Consider the following 22,670-nt stretch of genomic DNA (forward strand, 5'->3'; position numbering starts at 1 on the left):
TCGCCAGCTGGGACATAGAGCGTGCTAAAATCGCGCGCTTTGAAAGATGAACCGTTGAGAGCTGACCCCTGATGGCCAACAGATCCGTTGTACTCGATACCGAAACCACCGGCATGCCGGTGACTGACGGCCACCGGATTGTCGAAATCGGTTGCGTCGAGTTGATCGGTCGGCGCCTGACCGGTCGGCATTTCCATGTTTATCTGCAGCCTGACCGGGAAAGTGATGAAGGCGCCATCGGCGTCCACGGCATCACCAACGAATTCCTGGTGGGCAAACCGCGTTTCGCCGAAGTGGCCGAAGAATTCTTCGAATTCATCAAAGGCGCGCAGCTGATCATCCATAACGCGGCGTTCGACGTCGGCTTCATCAATAATGAATTCGCCCTGATGGGTCAGAAGGATCGGGCTGATATCACTCAGCACTGTACGATCCTCGACACCCTGATGATGGCCCGTGAGCGTCACCCCGGTCAGCGCAACAGCCTTGATGCGTTGTGCAAACGTTATGGCGTCGACAACTCCGGCCGTGAACTGCACGGCGCGTTGCTCGACTCCGAGATCCTCGCTGACGTTTACCTGACCATGACTGGCGGCCAGACCAGCCTGTCTCTGGCCGGCAATGCTTCGGACGGTAATGGTTCAGGCGAAGGTTCTGGCAACCGTCCTGGCGAGATTCGTCGTTTGCCTGCCGATCGTCAGCCAACCCGAATCATTCGTGCCAGTGAAAATGACCTGGCCGAACACGTGGCGAGGATGGAAGCGATTGCCAAGTCCGCCGGTGCTCCGGCGCTCTGGGTGCAGTTGGCCGAGGCTAAGGGGTAATCTGCGTTCGCTTGCGAGGAATGCCCCTCGCCACATGGGGCTCAACCCTCTACCCTGAGGTCATTGGCAGGCCTCGGTCTGCCGCTTCAGGACGTCGAGCCCCATGTATAAAGACTTGAAATTTCCCGTCCTTATCGTGCACCGGGACATCAAGGCCGACACCGTTGCCGGTGATCGGGTCCGCGGGATCGCCAGGGAACTGGAGCAGGAAGGCTTCAGTATCGTTTGCGCGGTGGATTACACCGAGGGGCGACTGGTTGCCTCGACCCATCACGGCCTGGCCTGCATGCTGATTGCGGCCGAAGACGCCAGAGAAAACACCCATCTGCTACAGAACATGGCCGAGTTGATCCGACTGGCCCGTGTCCGCGCGCCGAACCTGCCGATCTTCGCGCTGGGCGAGCAGGTCACCCTGGAAAACGCCCCGGCCGACGCTATGAGTGAGCTCAATCAACTGCGCGGCATTCTCTACCTGTTCGAAGACACTGTACCGTTCCTCGCGCGGCAAGTAGCGCGGGCCGCACGCAGTTACCTTGATGGCCTGCTGCCGCCGTTTTTCAAAGCGCTGGTGCAACACACCGCAGACTCCAATTACTCCTGGCACACTCCCGGTCACGGCGGTGGCGTTGCCTATCACAAGAGTCCGGTGGGGCAGGCGTTCCATCAGTTTTTCGGGGAAAACACCCTGCGTTCGGATTTGTCGGTTTCGGTACCGGAACTGGGCTCGTTACTGGACCACACCGGCCCGTTGGCTGAGGCAGAGGCTCGCGCTGCACGGAACTTTGGCGCCGATCACACGTTTTTCGTGATCAATGGCACTTCAACGGCCAATAAAATTGTCTGGCACTCGATGGTCGGGCGCGACGATCTGGTGTTGGTGGATCGCAATTGCCACAAATCGGTTTTGCACTCGATCATCATGACCGGTGCTATTGCGTTGTACCTGTGTCCGGAGCGCAATGAACTGGGGATCATCGGGCCGATACCACTGAGCGAATTCAGTCCTGAATCGATCAAGGCCAAGATCGATGCCAGCCCGTTGACCAAAGGCCGGCCGCCCAAGGTCAAGCTGGCGGTGGTCACCAACTCGACCTACGACGGTCTGTGCTACAACGCCGAGCTGATCAAGCAGACGCTGGGTAACAGCGTCGAGGTGCTGCACTTCGACGAGGCCTGGTATGCCTACGCGGCGTTTCACGAGTTCTTTGCCGGGCGTTACGGCATGGGGACATCGCGCACGGCCGATAGCCCCCTGGTGTTCACCACCCATTCCACGCACAAGCTGCTGGCGGCTTTCAGTCAGGCATCGATGATCCATGTGCAGGACGGCGGTGCGCGGAAACTGGACCGTGATCGTTTCAACGAAGCCTTCATGATGCATATCTCCACTTCGCCGCAGTACAGCATCATCGCCTCTCTGGACGTTGCTTCCGCGATGATGGAAGGTACGACGGGCCGTTCGCTGCTGCAGGAAATGTTCGATGAGGCGCTGAGTTTCCGTCGTGCCCTGGCCAATCTGCGTCAGCATATCGCCGCCGATGACTGGTGGTTCTCGATCTGGCAGCCACCGTCGGTTGAAGGTATCGATCGGGTTATCACCTCTGACTGGCTGCTTGAGCCCGAAGCGGACTGGCACGGTTTTGGCGACATTGCCGAAGATTACGTACTGCTCGATCCGATCAAGGTCACGCTGGTCACGCCTGGGTTGAGCGCCGGTGGCGCATTGAGCGAGCGTGGCATTCCGGCAGCGGTGGTCAGCAAGTTTCTCTGGGAGCGCGGATTGGTGGTGGAGAAAACCGGTCTGTATTCATTTCTGGTGCTGTTCTCCATGGGCATTACCAAAGGCAAGTGGAGCACGCTGCTCACCGAGTTGCTGGAGTTCAAACGCAACTACGACGCCAACGTCAGTCTCGCCACCTGCCTGCCGTGCATAGCGAGACAGGACGTTGCCCGTTATCAGGGAATGGGCTTGCGAGATCTGTGTGACCAGCTGCATGCCTGTTATCGCAGCAATGCCACGGCCAAGCACCTCAAACGCATGTACACCGTACTCCCGGAAATCTCCATGAAACCTGCCGACGCCTATGACCAACTGGTGCGTGGTGAGGTTGAAGCCGTCTCCATTGACGCCCTGAATGGACGGATCGCCGCCGTGATGCTGGTACCCTATCCACCGGGCATTCCGCTGATCATGCCCGGCGAGCGCTTCACTGAAGCGACCCGCTCGATCATCGATTACCTGGCGTTCGCTCGCACCTTCAACAGTAGTTTTCCTGGCTTTGTCGCGGACGTGCATGGTTTGCAGCACGAAGACGTAGGCAATGGGCGTTGCTACACCGTTGATTGCATCAAGGTTTGAGGACTTTTCCTGCCATGCGACCTGTCATCAATCCCAAGCACCCAGGCTTGTCCGTGCGCGTTGCCGATGAGGGTTTCGCGACCTACGTCTGGGGCAGCGACTTCAGTTTTGACGTGAGTGTTTATGCTTCGGCGCAAATCGACAAAAGTGTCGATCAATGGCCGCTGGAGCAGGTCACCTCTTATCGCAAGTGTTATGGCATTGATCCGCAGGAGTTCAGCAGTTACCGCGACGCGGTCGACAGCGCAATTTTCATGGCCTATCTCGATGATCTTCCGGTGGGGCATGTCGTGGTCAGCACCAACTGGAATGGCTTTGCCCATATCGATGAGCTGGCGGTGCATGCGCCCGCGCGTCGACACGGTGTGGCCAAGGCTTTACTGGATGTCGCGCAGTTCTGGAGCCGCAAGAAGAAGTTGCCGGGCATCATGCTGGAAACCCAGAACAATAATCTGGGGGCCTGTCGGCTGTACGAGCGCTGCGGTTACGTAGTCGGTGGGATCGATCATCTGCGCTATCGCGGGATCGATCCGCAAACCTGCGAGGTGGCGATTTTCTGGTATCGCTTGTTTGAAGATCCGCAGGATAAGCCGATGATCAACCTGCCAGCATCGCCTCGGCTTTTTCCGTGACAATTTCCAGCAGTGCCTGCAAGGCGGGCGACGGCGTGTTGTTCTTGAGGGCGAGGGAGTAGAGCGTGATCGGCACGGGTGGTGACAGTGGGCACACGTCAAGACCGCCGGCTCGCGCGCCAATGGCGGTAAACGGGTCGACGATGGCCAGGCCTTCCCCGGCCTCGACCATGCTGCGCATCATTTGGTAGGTCTGTACCCTAGTCTGAATCACCGGTGCCGGGCGCAAGGCTTGCAGCTTGCTGTCGAACATCACGCTAAGCGGCTCATGCCCTTCCAGGCCGACCATTGACTGGCCCGCCAGGTCCTGTAGGGAGATGTACTTCTGCTTGGGTTGCAGCCAGCCATGGGGGGCCAGCAGTTGCAGTTTGCCTTGAGCAACAACCTCGCAATGGATGTCGCCGTGGTCGGGGTCGTACAGGCTAAAACCCAGAACGCTTTCCCGTAATAACAGGCTTTTGACGATGTCGCGGGTCGGTTGGCTGGAAAGGCTACAAGGTGCATCGGGAAATCTTCGGCGCAGCGCTGCGACACTCTGCGGCAATAATTGCTGCGCAAGCGCTGGTGTGCAGATGATCCGCAAAGGAGGCGCCTGATACTGCTTCAGGCTACTGGCCAGTCGCTGCACGGGCTCAAGCGCTTCATACACGCGGGTGATCCCGACTTGCAGCTCACGTGCTTCGCGAGTGGCTTGCAGCCGCCCGCGCACACTGGCGAACAGCATGAAGCCCAGCTGGTCTTCGGTATCACGCAGGATCGCTTCGACCTCGGCCACCGGCAATTGCAGCAACTCGGCAGCAGTGCCCAGATGACTGGTTTGCAGGAGCGCCTGGATCACTTCGATATGACGTAAACGCATGCTTGAAGTCCATGTCCAGCAGGTGAGGGATTCAGTGACTGAATCCTAACCCAAGTCCGCGCATATGACTTCTGCTCATGGCCGCAGGTTATGAGGAGATCGTTGTTTGGGGCTCACGAACGATGGTAACGCCTGTTTGAACCAGCATGAATTGGTTGTCATCCAGTTTGTTGACCCGGTCACCAATGGCCAGGCGATAGGTGGTAACAGGCTGCGAGCCAGTCAGGCTGTCTTGCGAGGGGGTGGATTCCTGGAACTCATGCACTGAATAGACACGGCCTTGCGCGTCTCTTGCATGGAATTGTCCGACGAGTACTGCTGCCATCTGCTTAGAACCTCTGGAGATAAATCACTCAATTTGCGGCTCTGTAGACCGTAGTTGGGCGGGGTAAGTTTTCCTGCAGGAAAAAAATAGTCGTGAGGGCCGAATCCTCGAACCAGATTGGTTGTCATGCCCCCTGGATCATCTATAACTACAGGCTCCTATAGCCAGTTAGTCGAGAATCCTCAATGAGCAACGTCTATACGATTGCAGTTCTGGTCGGCAGCTTGAGAAAACAGTCGATCAACCGGAAGGTCGCGCTGGCATTGGCAGACCTGGCACCCGCCAATCTCAAACTGAACATCATCGAGATTGGTGATCTGCCGCTCTACAACGAAGACATTGACGCGTCACCGCCGGCAGCCTACAGCACTTTCCGACAACAGGTGAGTTCATCCGACGCAGTGTTGTTCGTAACCCCGGAATACAACCGCTCCGTGCCGGGTGTATTGAAGAATGCGATTGACGTCGGTTCCCGTCCTTATGGCAAAAGCGCCTGGAACGGCAAGCCGGGCGCCGTGATCAGCGCTTCGCCGGGGGCTATCGGGGGGTTTGGCGCCAATCACCACCTGCGCCAGTCTATGGTGTTCCTCAACGTGCCGTGCATGCAGCAACCCGAAGCCTATCTGAGTCATGCAGGCTCTGCATTCGACGAAGCGGGCAAGCCTTCAGAGGCTATCCGGCCGTTATTGCAGAAATTTATCGATGCCTACGGGGATTGGGTCGAGCAGCATAAGAAGGTCTGAATCACGCTGCCACGCATGGATCATCTATAGGAACACGGCTTGCCGGCGATGGCGTCGTTGAGATCGCCATCGTCGGAACGCCGCCCGGACCAATCGAGCGTCAACTGGCTGCTCCTGCAAAAAGCTGGACACCTATACACTCCCAACCCTGTCGATATCTTAAAATCCCTCGCCTCGTCCGCTGCTGCCCCCATCAAACGACATTTTCTACCCCTTTCGAAGGCTGCTTTGCATGCTGATAGCGTCATTGATTTTTCTGCTGACCATGACCTTGGTGATCTGGCAGCCCAAAGGCCTTGGTGTTGGCTGGAGCGCGGTATTCGGTGCGGTACTGGCGTTACTCAGCGGCGTGGTACATCTGAGCGATATTGCGTTGGTATGGCAGATCATCTGGAATGCCACCGGAACGTTCGTGGCGTTGATCATCATCAGTCTGTTGCTGGATGAGGCCGGTTTTTTTGCCTGGGCAGCCTTGCACGTCGCCCGTTGGGGGCGTGGCAGCGGGCGCAAGCTGTTCGCCTGCATGGTGCTGCTGGGGGCGCTGGTTTCGGCGTTGTTCGCTAACGACGGAGCGGCGTTGATCCTCACGCCGATCGTAATCTCGATGCTGCTGGCTTTGCGCTTTTCTCCGATGGCGACCCTGGCGTTCGTGATGGGCGCGGGGTTCATTGCCGATACCGCAAGCTTGCCGTTGATGGTCTCGAATCTGGTGAACATCGTTTCGGCGGACTTCTTCAAGATCGGATTCAACGACTACGCGGCGGTGATGGTGCCGGTCAACCTGGTCAGCGTGGCGGCGACGCTAGGTATGCTGATGTGGTTTTTCCGTCGGGACATTCCCCGCGATTACGACCCTGAACAGCTTGAACAGCCTGAACACGCGATTCACGACAAGGCGACCTTTATCGCCGGTTGGTGGGTGCTGTTCATTTTGCTGGTGGGGTGCTTCGCCCTGGAACCGCTGGGGATTCCCATCAGTGCTATTTCGGCTGTCTGTGCGGCCTTGCTGCTGGCGATCGCTGCCCGCGGCCACAAGATTTCAACCCGCAAGGTCCTGAAAGAAGCACCGTGGCAGATCGTGATTTTCTCTCTGGGCATGTACCTGGTGGTCTATGGCCTGCGCAATGCCGGCCTGACCGGGCACCTGGCCGGTCTGCTGGACTGGTTTGCCGGTTATGGTATCTGGGGCGCTGCCATGGGCACCGGTCTGTTGACGGCGTTGCTCTCCTCGATCATGAACAATCTGCCGACGGTGCTGATCGGTGCGTTGTCCATCGATGCCAGCCAGGCTGTGGGTGTTGTAAAGGAGGCGATGATCTACGCCAACGTCATCGGCAGTGACCTGGGGCCGAAAATCACGCCGATCGGCAGTCTGGCGACCTTGCTCTGGCTGCACGTACTGGCGCGCAAGAACATCCAGATTGGCTGGGGGTATTACTTCAAGGTCGGGATCGTACTGACCGTGCCGGTGCTGCTGGTGACATTGGCGGCGTTGGCGCTGCGGTTGTCGGTGGGCATCCCTTAGACCGCGTCGCCCCCATCGCGGGCAAGCCTCGCTCCTACGGGTTTGGAGTCGATCACACCATGCTGGGCTGATCCGGATCTCTGTAGGAGCGAGGCTTGCCTGCGAAGAGGCCCTTCCAGACGCTGAAGGGCTTAACCCGTCCCGGGCACATTCGGCCAAAGATCAGCCACCAGAAACAGCCGCTCGGCTTCTTCCCAGTCGCCCGCGGAGTTTTCCGTCAGACGCACCAGCAACTGTGCGGGTGCCTGTGGTTCCAGATCGGCCAGCCAGGCATCCAGTCGGTCAGCGTCCCACGTCTGATCGGCAGGGTAATGCGCCGGTGCCAGCCAGGCGTGACGGGGCAGGGGTTGCCAGCGCCCCGGCGGCCTTTCAACGACAAATGTCAGCCAGTCACGCTGGTGTAACCAACGGCCGTTCAAATGCTGCGGGTGGGCGCCAGTCGGTGGCTGAGCCTTGCCCGGCCACGGATAAAGCAGATAGCCCCCCAGCCACAACTGCGCGCTGAAGTGCAGGATGTCGAGTGTGGCCAGTGCTTCGCGGCTTTCGGGGCGGGCGGAGATCGGTAACTGATGCTGGCTGAGGTGCGCCAGTTTGCGGTCCAGTCGGTCATGACAACCAGGGCCGAGCCATTGCGCGGTGTCATGACCGTCACCGTGCTGTGGTCCCAGGTAGAGTTTGATCGCCAGTTCCAGATGATGCACGCCATCGCGGTCGCGCAGTAGCATGTCCAGCTCGCCCAGGGTGTGGCCTTCACGGCGGATCGGTAAATTGGCGGCTATCAATTCGACGCCGGGGGCGTGCTGCACGGCGAATTGCCACAGGCGTTCGTAATACAGGCCCAGGCGCCGGGTCGGGCCCAGGGCCAGCCAGTGCCGCAAAGGGCCGCTGTCGCGATCCAGCTGTTTGAGCCACTGCACCAGTTGTTCGGGGGCCTGCACCCAATCGCTGCCCGCCAGAGGGTGGCGCTGCGGCCAAGGCGTTTCACTGAGCATTGGCGGCGCGAGGATGACCCAAGCCAGGTCGCGCACTTCGGGATGACGCAACTGGCGGGGTAGGTTGAGTAAGCCGGGAAACAGGATCATTCTGCGAGCATAGTCGTTTATGTGCCGGAAAGGATTTTGTCTGCGGCAAGGTTTCGCCCATAATCGACATTTTCGCCCGTCCCAGAACCTTGCAGGAACCCCATGGAGCAATTTCGTAATATCGGCATTATCGGTCGCCTGGGCAGTTCCCAGGTACTCGACACGGTTCGCCGGCTGAAAAGGTTTCTGCTCGAGCGGCACCTGCATGTGATCCTCGAAGACACCATCGCCGAAGTCCTCCCGGGCCACGGCCTGCAAACTTCCTCACGCAAAATGCTCGGTGAAGTCTGCGACATGGTGATCGTCGTCGGCGGTGACGGCAGCCTGTTGGGCGCCGCCCGGGCTCTGGCGCGACATAACGTGCCGGTGCTGGGGATCAACCGTGGCAGCCTGGGCTTTCTGACCGATATCCGCCCCGACGAGCTGGAGGTCAAGGTCGCTGAGGTGCTCGACGGCCATTACCTGGTGGAAAACCGCTTCCTGCTGCAAGCCGAAGTCCGCCGCCACGCCGAGGCCATCGGCCAGGGCGATGCGCTCAACGACGTCGTGCTGCACCCCGGCAAGTCGACGCGGATGATCGAGTTCGAGCTGTACATCGACGGCCAGTTCGTCTGCAGCCAGAAGGCCGACGGCCTGATCATCGCGACGCCGACCGGTTCGACCGCTTATGCGCTGTCGGCAGGCGGGCCGATCATGCATCCCAAACTCGATGCCATTGTTATCGTGCCCATGTACCCCCATACCTTGTCTGGAAGGCCAATTGTGGTCGATGGCAATAGTGAGCTGAAAATCGTTGTGTCCAAGGATATGCAGATATACCCGCAAGTCTCCTGTGACGGCCAGAATCACTTCACCTGTGCGCCCGGCGACACCATCACCATCAGCAAGAAGGCGCAAAAACTGCGCCTGATCCATCCTCTGGACCACAATTACTACGAAGTGTGCCGGACCAAGCTCGGTTGGGGCAGCCGGTTGGGTGGTGGAGGCGACTGATGCTCGATCCCGCGCGTAGCTACGACCTGATCGGTGACGTGCACGGTTGCGCTCATACTCTTGAGCATTTGCTCGACCGGCTCGGGTACCAAAGACTGGGCGGTGTCTGGCGCCATTCCTCGCGAATGGCGGTATTCCTTGGCGATGTCATCGACCGTGGCCCGCGGATCCGGGAAGCACTGCATATCGTCCGCGACATGAGCGAAGCCGGTCAGGCGCTGTGCATCATGGGTAACCATGAGTTCAACGCTCTGGGCTGGAGTACGCCGGCTCCTCCGGGAAGCGGCAAGCAATACGTGCGCGAACATACGCCGCGCCATGCTCGGCTGATCAACGAAACCCTTACCCAATTCGCTCAGCACCCGGCGGACTGGCATGACTTCCTCAAGTGGTTCTACAAGATGCCGTTGTTTGTCGACGCCGGGCGCTTTCGCGTGGTGCATGCCTGCTGGGATGCCGGGCTGATCGAGCCGTTGCGGGCGCTGCATCCCGATGGCTGCATCGACGAGCACTTCCTCCAGGCCGCTGCTGTGCCCGGCAGTTTTGCCTGCACGGTGTTCGATCGTTTGTTGCGCGGCACCGACATGCGTCTGCCTCACGGCTTGACCATGACCAGCGGTGACGGCCTGACCCGGGCATTCTTCCGTACCAAGTTCTGGGAAGACGACCCGCAAACCTACGGAGACATTGTGTTCCAACCCGACGCCTTACCCGAGCCAGTGGCCCGGACACCGCTGTCCGCTACCCAGAAAGACACCTTGCTGCGCTATGGCATCGACGAGCCACTGTTGTTTGTCGGCCACTACTGGCGCAGCGGAAAACCGGCACCGATCCGGCCGAATCTGGCCTGCCTGGACTACAGCGCGGTGCTCTACGGAAAACTGGTCGCTTATCGACTGGACCAGGAGACCCGCCTCGATCCGCGCAAGTTCGTCTGGGTCGATGTCGAACGTCCAGAGGTCATGCAATGAGTGCCGTCGCTGTATTGCGCCTGCCGCTGGCGGTCGACCTGAGTGGTTTCGTCAAACTGCTGCAACGCATGCAAGTGCCGCACAGGGTCAGCGAAGAGGCTGGCGAGCAGGTGCTGTGGGTACCCGATAGCATCAGCGATGACGTTCGTTCGCTGTACGAGCGTTTCCCGGCCGGCGATCCCGATCAGCAGCTGGACATCCCGGTGGCCGAGGCCACGATGCAGCCGGGCTTTGTCGAGCAATTGCGCTACAGCCCCGTAACCGCGCTGATCCTGCTTTTGTGCCTGATCGTTGGCGGCGTGACGATGCTCGGCGAAAACCTCGGCACCCTGCGCTGGCTGACCTTCCTCGAGTTCCGCGTGGCGGGTGAGTACATCCAGTTCACGCCACTGGCCGACAGCCTCGCAGCGGGGCAGTGGTGGCGCTTGGTGACACCGATGCTGATCCACTTCGGCATCCTCCATCTGGCCATGAACGGCATGTGGTACTGGGAACTGGGGCGGCGTATCGAGATTCGCCAGGGCAGCATCAACCTGTTGGGTCTGACGCTATTGTTCGGCCTGGTGTCCAATTACGCTCAATATTATTTCAGCGGTCCGAGCTTGTTTGGCGGGCTGTCCGGGGTGCTATACGGCCTGCTGGGGCATTGCTGGATCTACCAATTACTGTCGCCGAACCCGGCCTATCACCTGCCCCGTGGGGTGCTGGTGATGATGCTGGTGTGGCTGCTGCTGTGTATGTCCGGACTGATCTCGATGATCGGTTTCGGTGAAATTGCCAATGCGGCGCATATCGGCGGGTTGCTCGTCGGATGCGTCACCGGTTTGTTGGGTGGCTTGTTCAGCCGACGTAAACTGGCCGTCTAAAAAATTGCGATTTGAATAAAGAGCGCGGAGAACCTGATGTCCTCTTTTAACGAAATGATCAAAAACATCACCCCCCACATCTACCAGAGCCTGAAACTGGCGGTAGAGATCGGCAAATGGTCCGACGGCGGCAAGCTGACGGACGAGCAAAAAGCGCTTTCGCTGCAAGCCATGATTGCCTGGGAAATCCAGAATCTGCCGGAAGAACAACGTACCGGTTACATGGGCCCGCAGGAGTGCAGCTCCAAGTCGGCGCCAGTACCGAACATCCTGTTCAAGTCGGATGCCATCCATTGATCGAGATTGGCCGCGGTGCAATCAGCAAGATGTCGGCGCGCCTTGAAGCGTCGGCCGTTCAATACGCCTTTCGTCTTGGCGATACCGAGGTGCCGGTCAATCCAATGATCGGCACCACAGTGCGCCTCGAGTACCTGGGGGCGATCCACTGCACCCATTGCGGGCGCAAGACCAAAACCAGTTTCAGCCAGGGCTACTGCTACCCGTGCATGACCAAGCTGGCCCAGTGCGATATCTGCATCATGAGTCCGGAGCGCTGCCACTACGACGCTGGCACCTGTCGCGATCCGGCCTGGGGCGAGCAGTTCTGCATGACCGATCACGTGGTCTATCTGGCCAATTCGTCGGGGATCAAAGTCGGAATCACCCGTGCGACTCAGCTGCCGACTCGCTGGCTCGACCAGGGCGCCAGCCAGGCGCTACCGATCATACGGGTATCGACCCGTCAGCAATCGGGTTTCGTTGAAGACCTGTTTCGCAGTCAGGTGGCAGACAAAACCAACTGGCGTGCATTGCTCAAGGGTGATGCCGAGGCGGTGGACCTCAAACAGGTTCGCGAGCAGCTTTTCGACAGCTGTGCCGAAGGTCTGCTGGGTTTGCAGGAGCGCTTCGGCCTGCAGGCTATCCAGGTGATCGGCGATGTCGAGCCGATTGAAATCCGCTATCCGGTCGAGCAGTACCCGGCCAGGATCGTCAGCTTCAACCTGGACAAGAACCCGATTGCCGAAGGCACGCTGATGGGGATCAAGGGGCAGTACCTGATTTTCGACACCGGCGTTATCAATATTCGCAAGTACACGGCTTATCAACTCGCCGTGCATCAGTAGAAGGACTCCAGCATGCGCAACGAACAACCGAAGATGATCTACCTGAAGGACTATCAGGCGCCTGAGTACCTGATCGACGAGACGCACCTGACCTTCGAGTTGTTCGAGGACCACACCCTGGTCCATGCGCAACTGGTGATGCGCCGCAACCCGGCCTGCCTTTTGGACAGCGCTGCGGGCCTGCCGCCGCTGGTGCTGGATGGCCAGCAGCTGGAGCTGCTGTCGGTGAAACTGGCTGACCGCGACCTGACAGCCGCCGATTATCAGTTGACAGAGCATCACCTGACCCTGCATCCGGCGAGCGCTTCGTTCACCGTCGACACCAGCGTCAGGATCCACCCGGAAACCAACACCGCTCTGGAAGGCCTGTACAAATCCAGCGGCATGTTCTGCACCCAGTGCGAAGCCGAAGGTTTCCGCAAGATCACTTACTACCTCGACCGCCCGGACGTGATGAGCAAGTTCACCACGACGGTCAGCGCCGAACAGCACAGCTATCCGGTACTGCTGTCCAACGGCAATCCGATTGCCAGCGGCCCGCAAGAGGACGGTCGGCACTGGGCGACCTGGGAAGACCCGTTCATGAAACCGGCTTACCTGTTCGCGTTGGTGGCCGGTGACCTGTGGTGCGTTGAAGATACCTTCACCACCATGACCGAACGCTCCGTTGCACTGCGTATTTATGTCGAGCCGGAAAACATCGACAAATGCCAGCACGCCATGAACAGCCTGAAGAAGTCCATGCGCTGGGACGAAGAGGTCTATGGCCGCGAGTACGACCTGGACATCTTCATGATCGTTGCGGTCAACGACTTCAACATGGGGGCCATGGAGAACAAGGGCCTCAACATCTTCAACTCCAGCTGCGTGCTGGCTCGCGCCGAAACCGCTACCGACGCTGCGCACCAGCGCGTTGAAGCGGTGGTCGCTCACGAATACTTCCACAACTGGTCGGGCAACCGCGTGACCTGCCGCGACTGGTTCCAGCTGTCGCTCAAGGAAGGCTTCACGGTGTTCCGCGACGCCGAATTCTCTGCCGACATGAACTCGCGCACCGTTAAGCGCATCGAGGACGTGGCCTACCTGCGCACTCACCAATTCGCCGAAGACGCAGGCCCCATGGCCCACGCCGTGCGCCCGGAAAGCTTTATCGAAATCTCCAACTTCTACACCCTGACGGTCTACGAAAAGGGCTCGGAAGTGGTGCGGATGATTCGCACCTTGCTTGGTGACGAAGGTTTCCGCAAAGGCAGCGACCTGTATTTCGAGCGCCATGACGGCCAGGCTGTGACCTGTGACGATTTCATCAAAGCCATGGAAGACGCCAACGGCGTCAACCTGACCCAGTTCAAACGCTGGTACAGCCAGGCGGGTACGCCGCGTCTGACCGTCAGCGAGGCTTTTGACAGCACAGCGAAAACCTACAGCCTGACCTTCCGCCAGAGCTACCCGGCGACCCCGGACAAGGTTGAAAAGCTGCCGTTCGTGATCCCGGTCGAACTCGGTCTGCTGGATGCCAAGGGTGGCGCCATTGCGCTACGCCTGGTCGGTGAAGCCGCCGCTGACGGTACCTCCCGTGTGCTGTCGGTGACCGAAGCAGAGCAGACCTTCACTTTCGTCGACATCACTGAAAAGCCATTGCCATCCTTGCTGCGTGGCTTCTCGGCACCGGTGAAGCTGAGCTTCCCGTACGATCGCGACCAGTTGATGTTCCTGATGCAACACGACAGCGATGGCTTCAATCGCTGGGAAGCCGGCCAGCAATTGTCGGTGCAGGTGTTGCAGGAGCTGATTGCTCAGTATCAACAAGGCACTGCATTGGTACTGGATCAACGTCTGGTCAAGGCTTTGCGCACAGTGCTGGCGGACGAGACGCTGGATCAGGCCATGGTCGCGGAAATGCTTTCGTTGCCAAGTGAAGCCTACCTCACCGAAATCAGCGAAGTGGCCGACGTGGATGCCATCCATGCCGCTCGCGAATTCGCTCGCAAGCAATTGGCTGACAGCCTGTTCGATGGTTTGTGGCAGCGCTATCAGGCCAATCGCGAGCTGTCGAAAAAGACTGCCTACATCGCCGAGGCCGAGCACTTCGCCCGTCGCAGCCTGCAGAACATCGCGCTGTCGTACCTGATGCTCAGCGACAAACCGGAAGTTCTGGCTGCGACCCTTGAGCAGTTCGATGCTTGCGACAACATGACCGAGCGCCTGACCGCACTGGCGGTATTGGTCAACTCGCCATTCGTTGAAGAGAAGGCCAAGGCCCTGGCGACCTTCGCTGAAAACTTCAAAGACAACCCGTTGGTCATGGATCAGTGGTTCAGTGTCCAGGCGGGTAGTGGTTTGCCGGGTGGCTTGCAACGCGTGAAGGAGCTGATGAAGCATCCTGCGTTCAACATCAAGAACCCGAACAAGGTTCGTGCGTTGGTCGGGGCGTTTGCCGGGCAGAACCTGATCAATTTCCATGCTGCGGATGGTTCTGGCTATCGTTTCCTGGCGGATTTGGTGATTGAGCTTAATGGGTTCAATCCGCAGATTGCTTCACGGCAGTTGGCTCCGTTGACTCGCTGGCGCAAGTACGATGTTGCGCGCCAGGCGTTGATGAAGGGGGAGCTGGAGCGCATTCGTGCCTCGGGCGAGCTGTCCAGCGACGTCTTTGAAGTGGTCAGCAAAAGCCTGGCCTGACCCCTGTGGGAGCAGCCGGTCGACGCTCGATTGCTCGCGATGGCGGCCTGACAGCCGGCCTGGCTCCTGCGGATGTACACGATCCATTGTAGGAGCAGCCGGTCGACGTTCGATTGCTCGCGATGGCGGCCTGATAGCCGGCCTGTCTCTTGCTGGTGTACACAGATTTACTGTAGGAGCCGAGCTTGCTCGCGATGGCGGCCTGACAGCCGGCCTGTCTCTTGTTGGTGTACACAGATTTACTGTAGGAGCCGAGCTTGCTCGCGATGGCGGCCTGACAGCCAGCCTGGCTCTTGCTGGTGTACATATCCATTCCTGCGGTAACGGCCACTTAGGGTTTCGCCCTTACGGCGAGGCCCTTTTGGCAAACGCCCCAAAAGGACCCAAAAGGGCTTGCCCCGAGCGTACGGCACCTCGCTAAGGCTCGGCGTTCCCTCGTTCCGGCATTCATCAGGGGGCATCGCCTCCGGTCGGCTTCGCTTCGACCTCCTCTCGATGTGTTCGACTTCGTCGAACGGCGCTTCGCGCCCACCCCCTGATGAACGCCTCCGCTCGGCCTTCCGAAGGGGCGGGTAGATCAAGATCAAAAGCGGCAGGCGAGCTAACGCTCGGCCTGTTGAGTGGTGGGGCGGTGTATGCCGCTCTACCTTTCTGCCGTTTTTGTAGGAGCCGAGCTTGCTCGCGATGGCGACCTGACAGTCGACCTATCTCTCGCAGACGTATGCGAATCAAAACTGTGGGAGCATGGCTTGCCCGCGATATGGCGGCCTGACAGCCGACCAATCTGTTACAGGTGTACATATCCGTTACCGCAGAAACGGATATGTACCCGGTCAAAATCAACAGTGAACGCACCGCCGCTATCGCGGGCATGCCTCGCTCCTACAGGGGCCGTGCAACACGGCCGTTATTCATCATGACAGCGAATGTCTTGCCATTCAGGCACTCCTCCAAAGCGCCGGGTTAACAAAAGATAACGTGGCGTCGATTGTCAGACCTTTCCAAAGCTGGATAGGATAGGTCAGCTTCAGAGGGGGCTCTAGATTGCAGCTTTCAGGACAACCATCCGAAACGGCAAATCAGAAAAAACGCCCTGAGCGGCGCCCTGAAAGGTTGAATGACCTAACAATAATAATGGGGGAAAGGTCTATGAGTGAGCCTGTCATGGGTGTGGTTTTTTGCCGCCCGCCGGCGTTACGCAGATTCGCGTTGCTGGCTACAGCGCTCTCGCTGTTGGGAGTTGCCGCTCTGTCGGCCCCTGTCCAGGCTGCTGCCACGGCGGCGGCCGGTACTGTCTATTCGATTGAATCCGCAAAGTCCGCCAAAGGCCTGATGCTTGGCGTTGTGCATGCCGGTGCGCGTCTGGTGGCGGTGGGTGATCGCGGCCACATTCTCTATTCCGATGACCAGGGCAAGAACTGGACCCAGGCCAAAGTGCCGACTCGGCAGCTGCTGACGGCGGTGTTCTTTGTCGATGACAAGCACGGCTGGGCAGTCGGGCATGACGCGCAGATTCTTGCCAGTGAAGACGGCGGCGCCACCTGGACCAAACAATTCGAGGACTTGAAACGTGAAGCGCCGTTGCTCGATGTCTGGTTCAAGGACGCCAGCAACGGCTTTGCCGTGGGCGCCTATGGCGCACTGCTGGAGACCACCGACGGCGGAAGGAGCTGGGAAGATGCCAGCGATCGCCTGAACAACGAAGACCAGTACCACCTCAACGGCATCGCGGCGGTTAAGGATCGCGGTCTGTTCATCGTCGGCGAGCAGGGCAGCATGTTCCGCTCCGCCGATTGGGGGCAAACCTGGGAGCGCCTGGAAAGCCCGTATCACGGCTCGCTGTTCGGTGTGATCGGTACCCGCCAGTCCGGCACACTGCTGGCGTATGGTTTGCGCGGCAACCTGTTCCGCTCCACTGATTTCGGTAGTACCTGGGAGCCGGTTGAGCTGAAAGCTGCTCGCGGTGCACTCGAATTCGGTCTGTCCGGTGCGACGTTGTTCGACGACGGTTCACTGGTCATCGTCGGCAACGGCGGCAGCGTGGTACGCAGCAACGACGATGGATTGACCTTTAGCGTATTCAATCGACCAGACCGCATTTCCTTGTCGGCGGTCACGGCGGCGGGCAACGGCAACTTGATTCTGGTGGGACAGGGCGGCGTTCGCGCTACCACGCCAACCGGCGCTGAGCTGGGCAAATAATAAGAAGGCGGGGGATTTCCATGAGCAGTCATCAACAAGACACGATTTCCATCAGCAGTCATCACCAGGACAAGGCGACGTTTCTCGAGCGCCTGATTTTCAACAACCGCCCGGCGGTGATCGTCATCTGCCTGCTGGTCAGCGTTTTCCTGTTCTGGCAGGCGACGCTGATCCGGCCGTCCACCAGTTTCGAAAAAATGATTCCGCTCAAGCACCCCTTCATCGAGAAGATGCTTGAGCACCGCAACGATCTGGCCAACCTGGGCAACACCGTGCGGATCTCGGTGGAAGCCACTGATGGCGACATTTTCTCCAGGACGTACATGGAGACCTTGCGGCAGATCAACGACGAGGTGTTCTACATCTCCGGTGTTGACCGTTCCGGTCTCAAGTCGCTGTGGAGCCCCAGCGTTCGCTGGACCGAAGTGACCGAGGAAGGTTTCGCCGGTGGTGAGGTGATTCCGCAGAGCTACAACGGCTCGGCCGACAGCCTCGATCTGCTGCGTAACAACGTGCTCAAGTCCGGTCAGGTCGGTCGGCTGGTCGCCAACGATTTCAAGTCGAGTATCGTCGATATCCCGTTGCTGGAGTCCTACCCGGACCCGCAAGACCAGGGCAAGTTGCTCGCGCTGGACTACCAGAAATTCTCCCACGAGCTCGAAGAGAAAATCCGCAACAAGTTCGAAGCGCAAAACCCCAATGTGAAGATCCACATCGTCGGTTTCGCCAAGAAGGTCGGCGACCTGATTGATGGCCTGATCATGGTGGTGATGTTCTTCGGCGTCGCTTTCATCATCACCCTGGTGTTGCTGTACTGGTTCACCAACTGCCTACGCAGCACCATCGCTGTGTTGAGTACCACGCTGGTGGCGGTGGTCTGGCAACTCGGGCTGATGCACGCCTTCGGTTTTGGGCTGGACCCGTATTCGATGCTGGTGCCGTTCCTGATTTTCGCCATCGGTATTTCCCACGGCGTGCAAAAGATCAACGGCATCGCCTTGCAATCCAGTGAGGCCGACAACGCCCTGACAGCGGCGCGACGTACCTTCCGGCAATTGTTCCTGCCGGGGATGATCGCGATTCTGGCGGATGCGGTGGGCTTCATTACCTTGCTGATCATCGATATCGGCGTGATTCGCGAACTGGCCATCGGCGCGTCCATCGGCGTGGCGGTGATCGTGTTCACCAACCTGATCCTGTTGCCGGTAGCGATTTCCTATGTCGGCATCAGCAGGCGCGCCGTCGAACGCAGCAAGAAAGACGCAGTGCGTGAGCATCCGTTCTGGCGTGTGCTGTCGAACTTTGCCAGCCCGAAAGTTGCGCCGGTGTCGATCGTCCTGGCCCTGCTGGCCTTCGGCGGCGGTCTCTGGTATAGCCAGAACCTGAAGATCGGCGACCTCGATCAAGGTGCGCCGGAGCTGCGTCCTGATTCGCGCTACAACAAGGACAACAACTTCATCATCAGCAACTACTCCACCAGCTCCGATGTACTGGTGGTGATGGTCAAGACTGCTCCGGAAGGCTGCTCGCGTTATGCAGCCATGGCGCCGATCGATGAGTTGATGTGGAAGATGCAGAACACCGAGGGCGTGCAGTCGGCGATTTCCCTGGTGACTGTCTCCAAACAGATGATCAAGGGCATGAACGAGGGCAACCTGAAATGGGAAACCCTGTCGCGCAACCCGGATGTGTTGAACAACTCCATCGCTCGAGCTGATGGTCTGTACAACAACAGTTGCTCGCTGGCGCCGGTGCTGGTGTTCCTCAACGACCACAAGGCCGCAACCCTTGATCGCGCGGTGCAGGCGGTGCAGGCGTTCGCCAAAGAGAACAACAAGGATGGCCTGGAGTTTATCCTTGCGGCCGGTAACGCCGGGATCGAAGCAGCCACCAACGAAGTGATCAAGGAGTCGGAGCTGACCATCCTGATCCTGGTTTACGCCTGCGTGGCGACCATGTGCATGATCACCTTCCGTTCCTGGGCGGCAACCTTGTGCATTGTGCTGCCGCTGGTGTTGACCTCGGTGCTCGGAAACGCCCTGATGGCCTTCATGGGTATCGGCGTGAAAGTCGCGACCTTGCCGGTGGTGGCGCTGGGCGTGGGGATCGGTGTCGATTACGGCATCTACATTTACAGCCGCCTCGAAAGTTTCCTGCGTGCCGGTCTGCCGCTGCAGGAAGCCTATTACCAGACCCTGAAATCCACCGGTAAAGCAGTGCTGTTCACGGGTTTGTGCCTGGCCATCGGCGTCTGCACCTGGATCTTCTCGGCGATCAAGTTCCAGGCCGACATGGGCCTGATGCTGACCTTCATGCTGCTGTGGAATATGTTCGGCGCGTTGTGGCTGTTGCCAGCGCTGGCGCGGTTCCTGATCAAGCCTTCGAGCCTGGCCGGGCAGAAGGGTAATTCGTTGTTCGCCCACTAAGGGTCAGCTGAAACATCAAAGCCGCAACTCAGGTTGCGGCTTTTTTTTTTTGATCGTTCCCACGCTCTGCGTGGGAATGCAGCCCGTGACGCTGCGCGTCACAAGAGCGGACGCAGAGCGTCCAGTGAGGCATTCCCACGCGGGAGCGTGGGAACGATCAGCGCAGGGAGTGAAGTTCGTTGATGGGCTATCATTGCACCTTTCCAATTGATGATTGATCGCCATGACTGCCGTTACCAACACCTTGCTGACCGCCCTCCAAACTTGCGACATGCTGGAAATCGACGGGCTGCATGCTTTTGATTTCTCCCTCGATGACAGCCAGTTGCAGATCGAATGCATGGACGGCCGGGCAGCCAAACGCTGGAGTTTCAGCGTGGCCCAGGTTCAAGCCGCGACCTTTGATGAAACGTTGCAAAGCTGGACCATCACCGGCGACTCCGGCGAACACCGACTGGTGTGCATGAGCGCATTCAGCGCCGGAGACGAAGAGGACGATGAGCATGAGGATGCGTAACTTCTGGCCATTGCTGATGGCTGGTAGTGTGGGGGCGATGTCCGTGCAGGCTGCACCGGTTGATAACTATGAGCTGTTGGTCGGTTCCTACACCCAGGGCCAGAGCCAGGGCCTATATCGCCTGCAGTTCGACAGTCGCACAGGTCAGCTCGATGCCAAACCGTTGCAGGTGGTGAAGAGCTCCAACCCGTCCTGGTTGACCCTGTCCAAGGATCAGCAGCGACTGTTTGTGGTCAACGAGAACGGCCCCGGTCAGAGCGATCCGGTCGGCCGTGTCAGCAGTTTTTCTATTGAGCCGAAGAACCATCAGCTAAACCTGATCAATCAGGTCAATTCCCTGGGCAATGAGCCGACTCACTCCAGTCTGAGTGCCGACGGGCGCTACCTGTTCGTCAGTAACTATTCGGTGCTGGAAGATCCGGGTGGCAGCCTCGCGGTCTTACCTGTGGCGGCTGATGGCAAGCTGGCACCGCCGGTGCAACTCAGCAGTCATCCGTCCAGTCGGGTCAATCCTGAACGGCAGATGTCAGCCCATGTGCATTCGGCGGTGTCATCGCCGGACGGTCAGTTTGTGTTTGCCAGTGACCTGGGGGCGGACAAGATCTTTGTCTACCGTTATGACCCCAAAGCCAGCCCCGAGCAGCCGTTGACCGCCGCTACGCCAGCTTCGGTGCAATTGCCACCGGGCAGCGGGCCGCGGCATTTGCTGTTCAGCGGTGATGGCAAGCATGCCTGGTTGACGATGGAAATGAGCGCGCAAGTAGCGGTGTTCGATTATCAGGCAGGCAAGCTTGTGCAGCGGCAGATGGTCGAACTGGCCGCCAACCGGCCTGCGCAAGAGAAAGCCGCTGGCGCGCTGCATGCATCGCAGGATGGCAAATTTCTCTACGTCAGCAACCGTGGCAGCGCCAATCAGTTGCTGGTGTTTGCCGTTGATCCTGCGACGGGAGAGCTCAAGGAAATCCAGCGACGCTCGGTAGAAGGTGATCATCCGCGCGAATTCAGCCTCGATCCGAGCGGCAAGTTCTTGTTGATTGCCAACCAGAAAAGCAACCATATCGTCGTGCTGGAGCGGGACGCCAAGACTGGTTTGTTAGGCAAAACCGTACAAAAACTGCCTTTCGATTCCCCCAGCAATATCAGGTTTCTGCTGCGTCAATAGGCCGCAGGCCCCGAAGGTCGGGGCCTGCGTACTTCTATTAATGACGCTGATATTCGCTACTGCTGCAAAGCATTTCAACGCGCCGAACCTCGGGCGTAAGTTTGCTTCACGGCCCACCCGGGCAAGCAAGCCAACTGAATTCACGAGGGTTACCGCCATGAACTTCAATCTCTTCTCCGTCATCGCTGCTTCCGCTATCTCGGCTACCGTGGCTTTGCCAGCCAGTGCCAGCGTTGAGATCAGCGATAGAAAATCCAGCACCCATACCTACACCCAGAAATACCTGCAACAAAGCGCCAACTTCTACGCCGCACTGGATCACAAGATCCAACACTGAAAACTCGGCATTGAAGAATTTATGCGGGAGCGAAGTCACTTACTCCGATCGGCGATTATTTTCGTCAACCGGGACCAAGAGTGATGTCGCTCCTGCATAAATCGCTGTGCTGTTGATTTGTGCGTCGAGTGCAAATTCCTTTGGTAATATCACATGGCCATGTGTTTAAATTTGACGCTAATTTATTGACTCAGTCTCTCCAAGGGATCGACAGCATGGTTATGCGTCTGGCAGTGGTTCTTCTGTTCCTCTATTCCACCCCCATTTTGTCGGCTGCCCAGCCCGTTCCAGACGAGCCGGACGCTGCGCGCGAGCGGTTAATGAGCTTGCTGCAGGACTAAAACACGTCGGATTAAAGATCAATAAAGCTGATAGCTACTATGCATAAAGGTCGCTATTCATTGCCGGTTTTTTGATCGAATCTGTGGGCATTGAAACATGCCCACGGAGAATCCCATGGCCAGCACACTTCTTACCTCTGCCAAACACGGTGCGTACGTCGCGATCGGTTTGTACGTGGTCATGATCATCGTGGTCACGCTGTCGGCACAGACTAAAGCCTGGGTCGACGCGCCGATTCAAGTGGCTTACCCAGCCATTCAATTTGAACATCGCGCACAAAGCGTCACTGCCGAACAGGCACAGACTGTGGGAGTGGCGACGCTATGAAAGGAGGCAAGCTTTGGGTCATTGCCTTCCTGGCGTTCTTGACCAACGGCTCTTCGTTGCTGGGGATCGGGCAGGGTTCAGCGGGCTCTTTGGCCCGGGCCATCGAATGCAATCACAACATCGCCCACAACATTCAAACCGCCAAGGCGTTGGGGCTGCTGGCGGGTAATCCGCCGATCAAGCCGAAAGCCGCATTTTTCGGCCCGTTCAAAGTGGATTGCTCGGCGTTGCAAATGTGCAGTGTGTTTGCCGAGCCTGTGGTGGCTTAAGCCGATATCAGGAGCGACGAACCTTCTGTAGCAGCTGCCGCCAGGCTGCGTCCGGTCGCGCAGCGGTCGTAGAATGATTGACCGCAATTTTTCTGGATGAGCC

The 22,670-nt window shown here is 58.6% G+C and carries 21 protein-coding genes; 18 read left to right on the forward strand and 3 right to left on the reverse strand.

The window, feature by feature from the left end; genetic code table 11:
• Positions 1 to 71: 71 nt before the first annotated feature.
• The 3 genes from dnaQ (at position 72) to AC07VR_RS16575 (ending at position 3,815) form a co-directional block, all read left to right on the forward strand.
• Positions 72 to 824 (forward strand): DNA polymerase III subunit epsilon, encoded by a 753-nt coding sequence (dnaQ, locus tag AC07VR_RS16565; RefSeq protein WP_494991454.1) that lies wholly within the window; start codon positions 72 to 74, stop codon positions 822 to 824.
• Positions 825 to 927: 103 nt separating this feature from the next.
• The gene (locus AC07VR_RS16570; RefSeq protein WP_494991455.1) at positions 928 to 3,183 is read left to right on the forward strand and encodes an Orn/Lys/Arg family decarboxylase; all 2,256 of its coding nucleotides are present in this window, start codon (positions 928 to 930) and stop codon (positions 3,181 to 3,183) included.
• Positions 3,184 to 3,197: 14 nt separating this feature from the next.
• A complete protein-coding gene (locus tag AC07VR_RS16575; RefSeq protein WP_495011863.1) occupies positions 3,198 to 3,815 on the forward strand; it encodes a GNAT family N-acetyltransferase in 618 nt (205 codons plus the stop codon).
• Here the strand turns inward: AC07VR_RS16575 and AC07VR_RS16580 are convergent.
• Entirely contained in the window at positions 3,781 to 4,674 is an 894-nt protein-coding gene (locus AC07VR_RS16580; RefSeq protein WP_495011864.1) for a LysR substrate-binding domain-containing protein, read from the reverse strand. The two genes, AC07VR_RS16575 and AC07VR_RS16580, sit on opposite strands and share 35 nt — an antisense overlap.
• 88 nt (positions 4,675 to 4,762) lie before the next feature.
• Positions 4,763 to 4,999: a hypothetical protein gene (locus AC07VR_RS16585; protein WP_494991458.1), complete on the reverse strand. Its 237-nt coding sequence runs from the start codon at positions 4,997 to 4,999 to the stop codon at positions 4,763 to 4,765.
• Between the two features lie 185 nt (positions 5,000 to 5,184).
• Between AC07VR_RS16585 and AC07VR_RS16590 the strand changes: the two genes are divergently transcribed.
• Both AC07VR_RS16590 and AC07VR_RS16595 read left to right on the forward strand, forming a co-directional pair.
• Positions 5,185 to 5,742, forward strand: a complete 558-nt coding sequence (locus tag AC07VR_RS16590) for an NADPH-dependent FMN reductase (protein WP_494991459.1) — start codon at positions 5,185 to 5,187, stop codon at positions 5,740 to 5,742.
• A 232-nt stretch (positions 5,743 to 5,974) separates the two neighbouring features.
• Entirely contained in the window at positions 5,975 to 7,267 is a 1,293-nt protein-coding gene (locus tag AC07VR_RS16595; protein ID WP_495011865.1) for an arsenic transporter, read from the forward strand.
• 131 nt (positions 7,268 to 7,398) lie between these two features.
• Here AC07VR_RS16595 and AC07VR_RS16600 read toward each other — a convergent pair whose 3' ends face one another.
• Entirely contained in the window at positions 7,399 to 8,550 is a 1,152-nt protein-coding gene (locus tag AC07VR_RS16600; protein WP_495011941.1) for a DUF1853 family protein, read from the reverse strand.
• On the opposite strand from AC07VR_RS16600, the gene AC07VR_RS16605 reads away from it, so the two are divergent.
• The 13 genes from AC07VR_RS16605 to AC07VR_RS16665 all read left to right on the forward strand — a co-directional run bounded on the left by AC07VR_RS16605 (position 8,452) and on the right by AC07VR_RS16665 (position 22,567).
• Positions 8,452 to 9,342 (forward strand): NAD(+) kinase, encoded by an 891-nt coding sequence (locus AC07VR_RS16605; RefSeq protein ID WP_419115794.1) that lies wholly within the window; start codon positions 8,452 to 8,454, stop codon positions 9,340 to 9,342. The genes AC07VR_RS16600 and AC07VR_RS16605 overlap by 99 nt on opposite strands.
• On the forward strand, positions 9,342 to 10,313 hold the full coding sequence (locus AC07VR_RS16610; protein WP_494991462.1) for a metallophosphoesterase: 972 nt from the start codon (positions 9,342 to 9,344) through the stop codon (positions 10,311 to 10,313). Before AC07VR_RS16605 ends, AC07VR_RS16610 begins: the two co-directional genes overlap by 1 nt.
• On the forward strand, positions 10,310 to 11,179 hold the full coding sequence (locus AC07VR_RS16615; RefSeq protein ID WP_495011866.1) for a rhomboid family intramembrane serine protease: 870 nt from the start codon (positions 10,310 to 10,312) through the stop codon (positions 11,177 to 11,179). Before AC07VR_RS16610 ends, AC07VR_RS16615 begins: the two co-directional genes overlap by 4 nt.
• 36 nt (positions 11,180 to 11,215) lie before the next feature.
• Entirely contained in the window at positions 11,216 to 11,476 is a 261-nt protein-coding gene (locus AC07VR_RS16620) for a YeaC family protein (RefSeq protein ID WP_494991464.1), read from the forward strand.
• Positions 11,473 to 12,303 (forward strand): DUF2797 domain-containing protein, encoded by an 831-nt coding sequence (locus AC07VR_RS16625; protein ID WP_495011867.1) that lies wholly within the window; start codon positions 11,473 to 11,475, stop codon positions 12,301 to 12,303. Before AC07VR_RS16620 ends, AC07VR_RS16625 begins: the two co-directional genes overlap by 4 nt.
• A 12-nt stretch (positions 12,304 to 12,315) precedes the next feature.
• A complete protein-coding gene (gene pepN / locus AC07VR_RS16630) occupies positions 12,316 to 14,985 on the forward strand; it encodes an aminopeptidase N (RefSeq protein WP_495011868.1) in 2,670 nt (889 codons plus the stop codon).
• Between the two features lie 1,149 nt (positions 14,986 to 16,134).
• Positions 16,135 to 17,187, forward strand: coding sequence for a WD40/YVTN/BNR-like repeat-containing protein (locus AC07VR_RS16635; RefSeq protein WP_495011869.1), 1,053 nt, complete (start codon positions 16,135 to 16,137; stop codon positions 17,185 to 17,187).
• 20 nt (positions 17,188 to 17,207) lie between these two features.
• On the forward strand, positions 17,208 to 19,613 hold the full coding sequence (locus AC07VR_RS16640; RefSeq protein WP_495011870.1) for an efflux RND transporter permease subunit: 2,406 nt from the start codon (positions 17,208 to 17,210) through the stop codon (positions 19,611 to 19,613).
• Positions 19,614 to 19,836: 223 nt separating this feature from the next.
• Positions 19,837 to 20,130 carry a DUF5629 family protein gene (locus AC07VR_RS16645; RefSeq protein WP_494991469.1) on the forward strand — a complete coding sequence of 98 codons (294 nt, stop codon included), beginning with the start codon at positions 19,837 to 19,839 and terminating at the stop codon, positions 20,128 to 20,130.
• Positions 20,117 to 21,292, forward strand: coding sequence for a lactonase family protein (locus AC07VR_RS16650; RefSeq protein ID WP_495011871.1), 1,176 nt, complete (start codon positions 20,117 to 20,119; stop codon positions 21,290 to 21,292). Before AC07VR_RS16645 ends, AC07VR_RS16650 begins: the two co-directional genes overlap by 14 nt.
• 157 nt (positions 21,293 to 21,449) lie before the next feature.
• A complete protein-coding gene (locus AC07VR_RS16655; protein ID WP_494991471.1) occupies positions 21,450 to 21,629 on the forward strand; it encodes a hypothetical protein in 180 nt (59 codons plus the stop codon).
• Between the two features lie 456 nt (positions 21,630 to 22,085).
• Positions 22,086 to 22,298 (forward strand): hypothetical protein, encoded by a 213-nt coding sequence (locus tag AC07VR_RS16660; RefSeq protein WP_495011872.1) that lies wholly within the window; start codon positions 22,086 to 22,088, stop codon positions 22,296 to 22,298.
• Positions 22,295 to 22,567, forward strand: coding sequence for a hypothetical protein (locus AC07VR_RS16665; RefSeq protein ID WP_495011873.1), 273 nt, complete (start codon positions 22,295 to 22,297; stop codon positions 22,565 to 22,567). Before AC07VR_RS16660 ends, AC07VR_RS16665 begins: the two co-directional genes overlap by 4 nt.
• The last annotated feature ends 103 nt before the right edge of the window (positions 22,568 to 22,670 follow it).

Source organism: Pseudomonas sp. GW821-FHT02H09, from assembly GCF_059421425.1.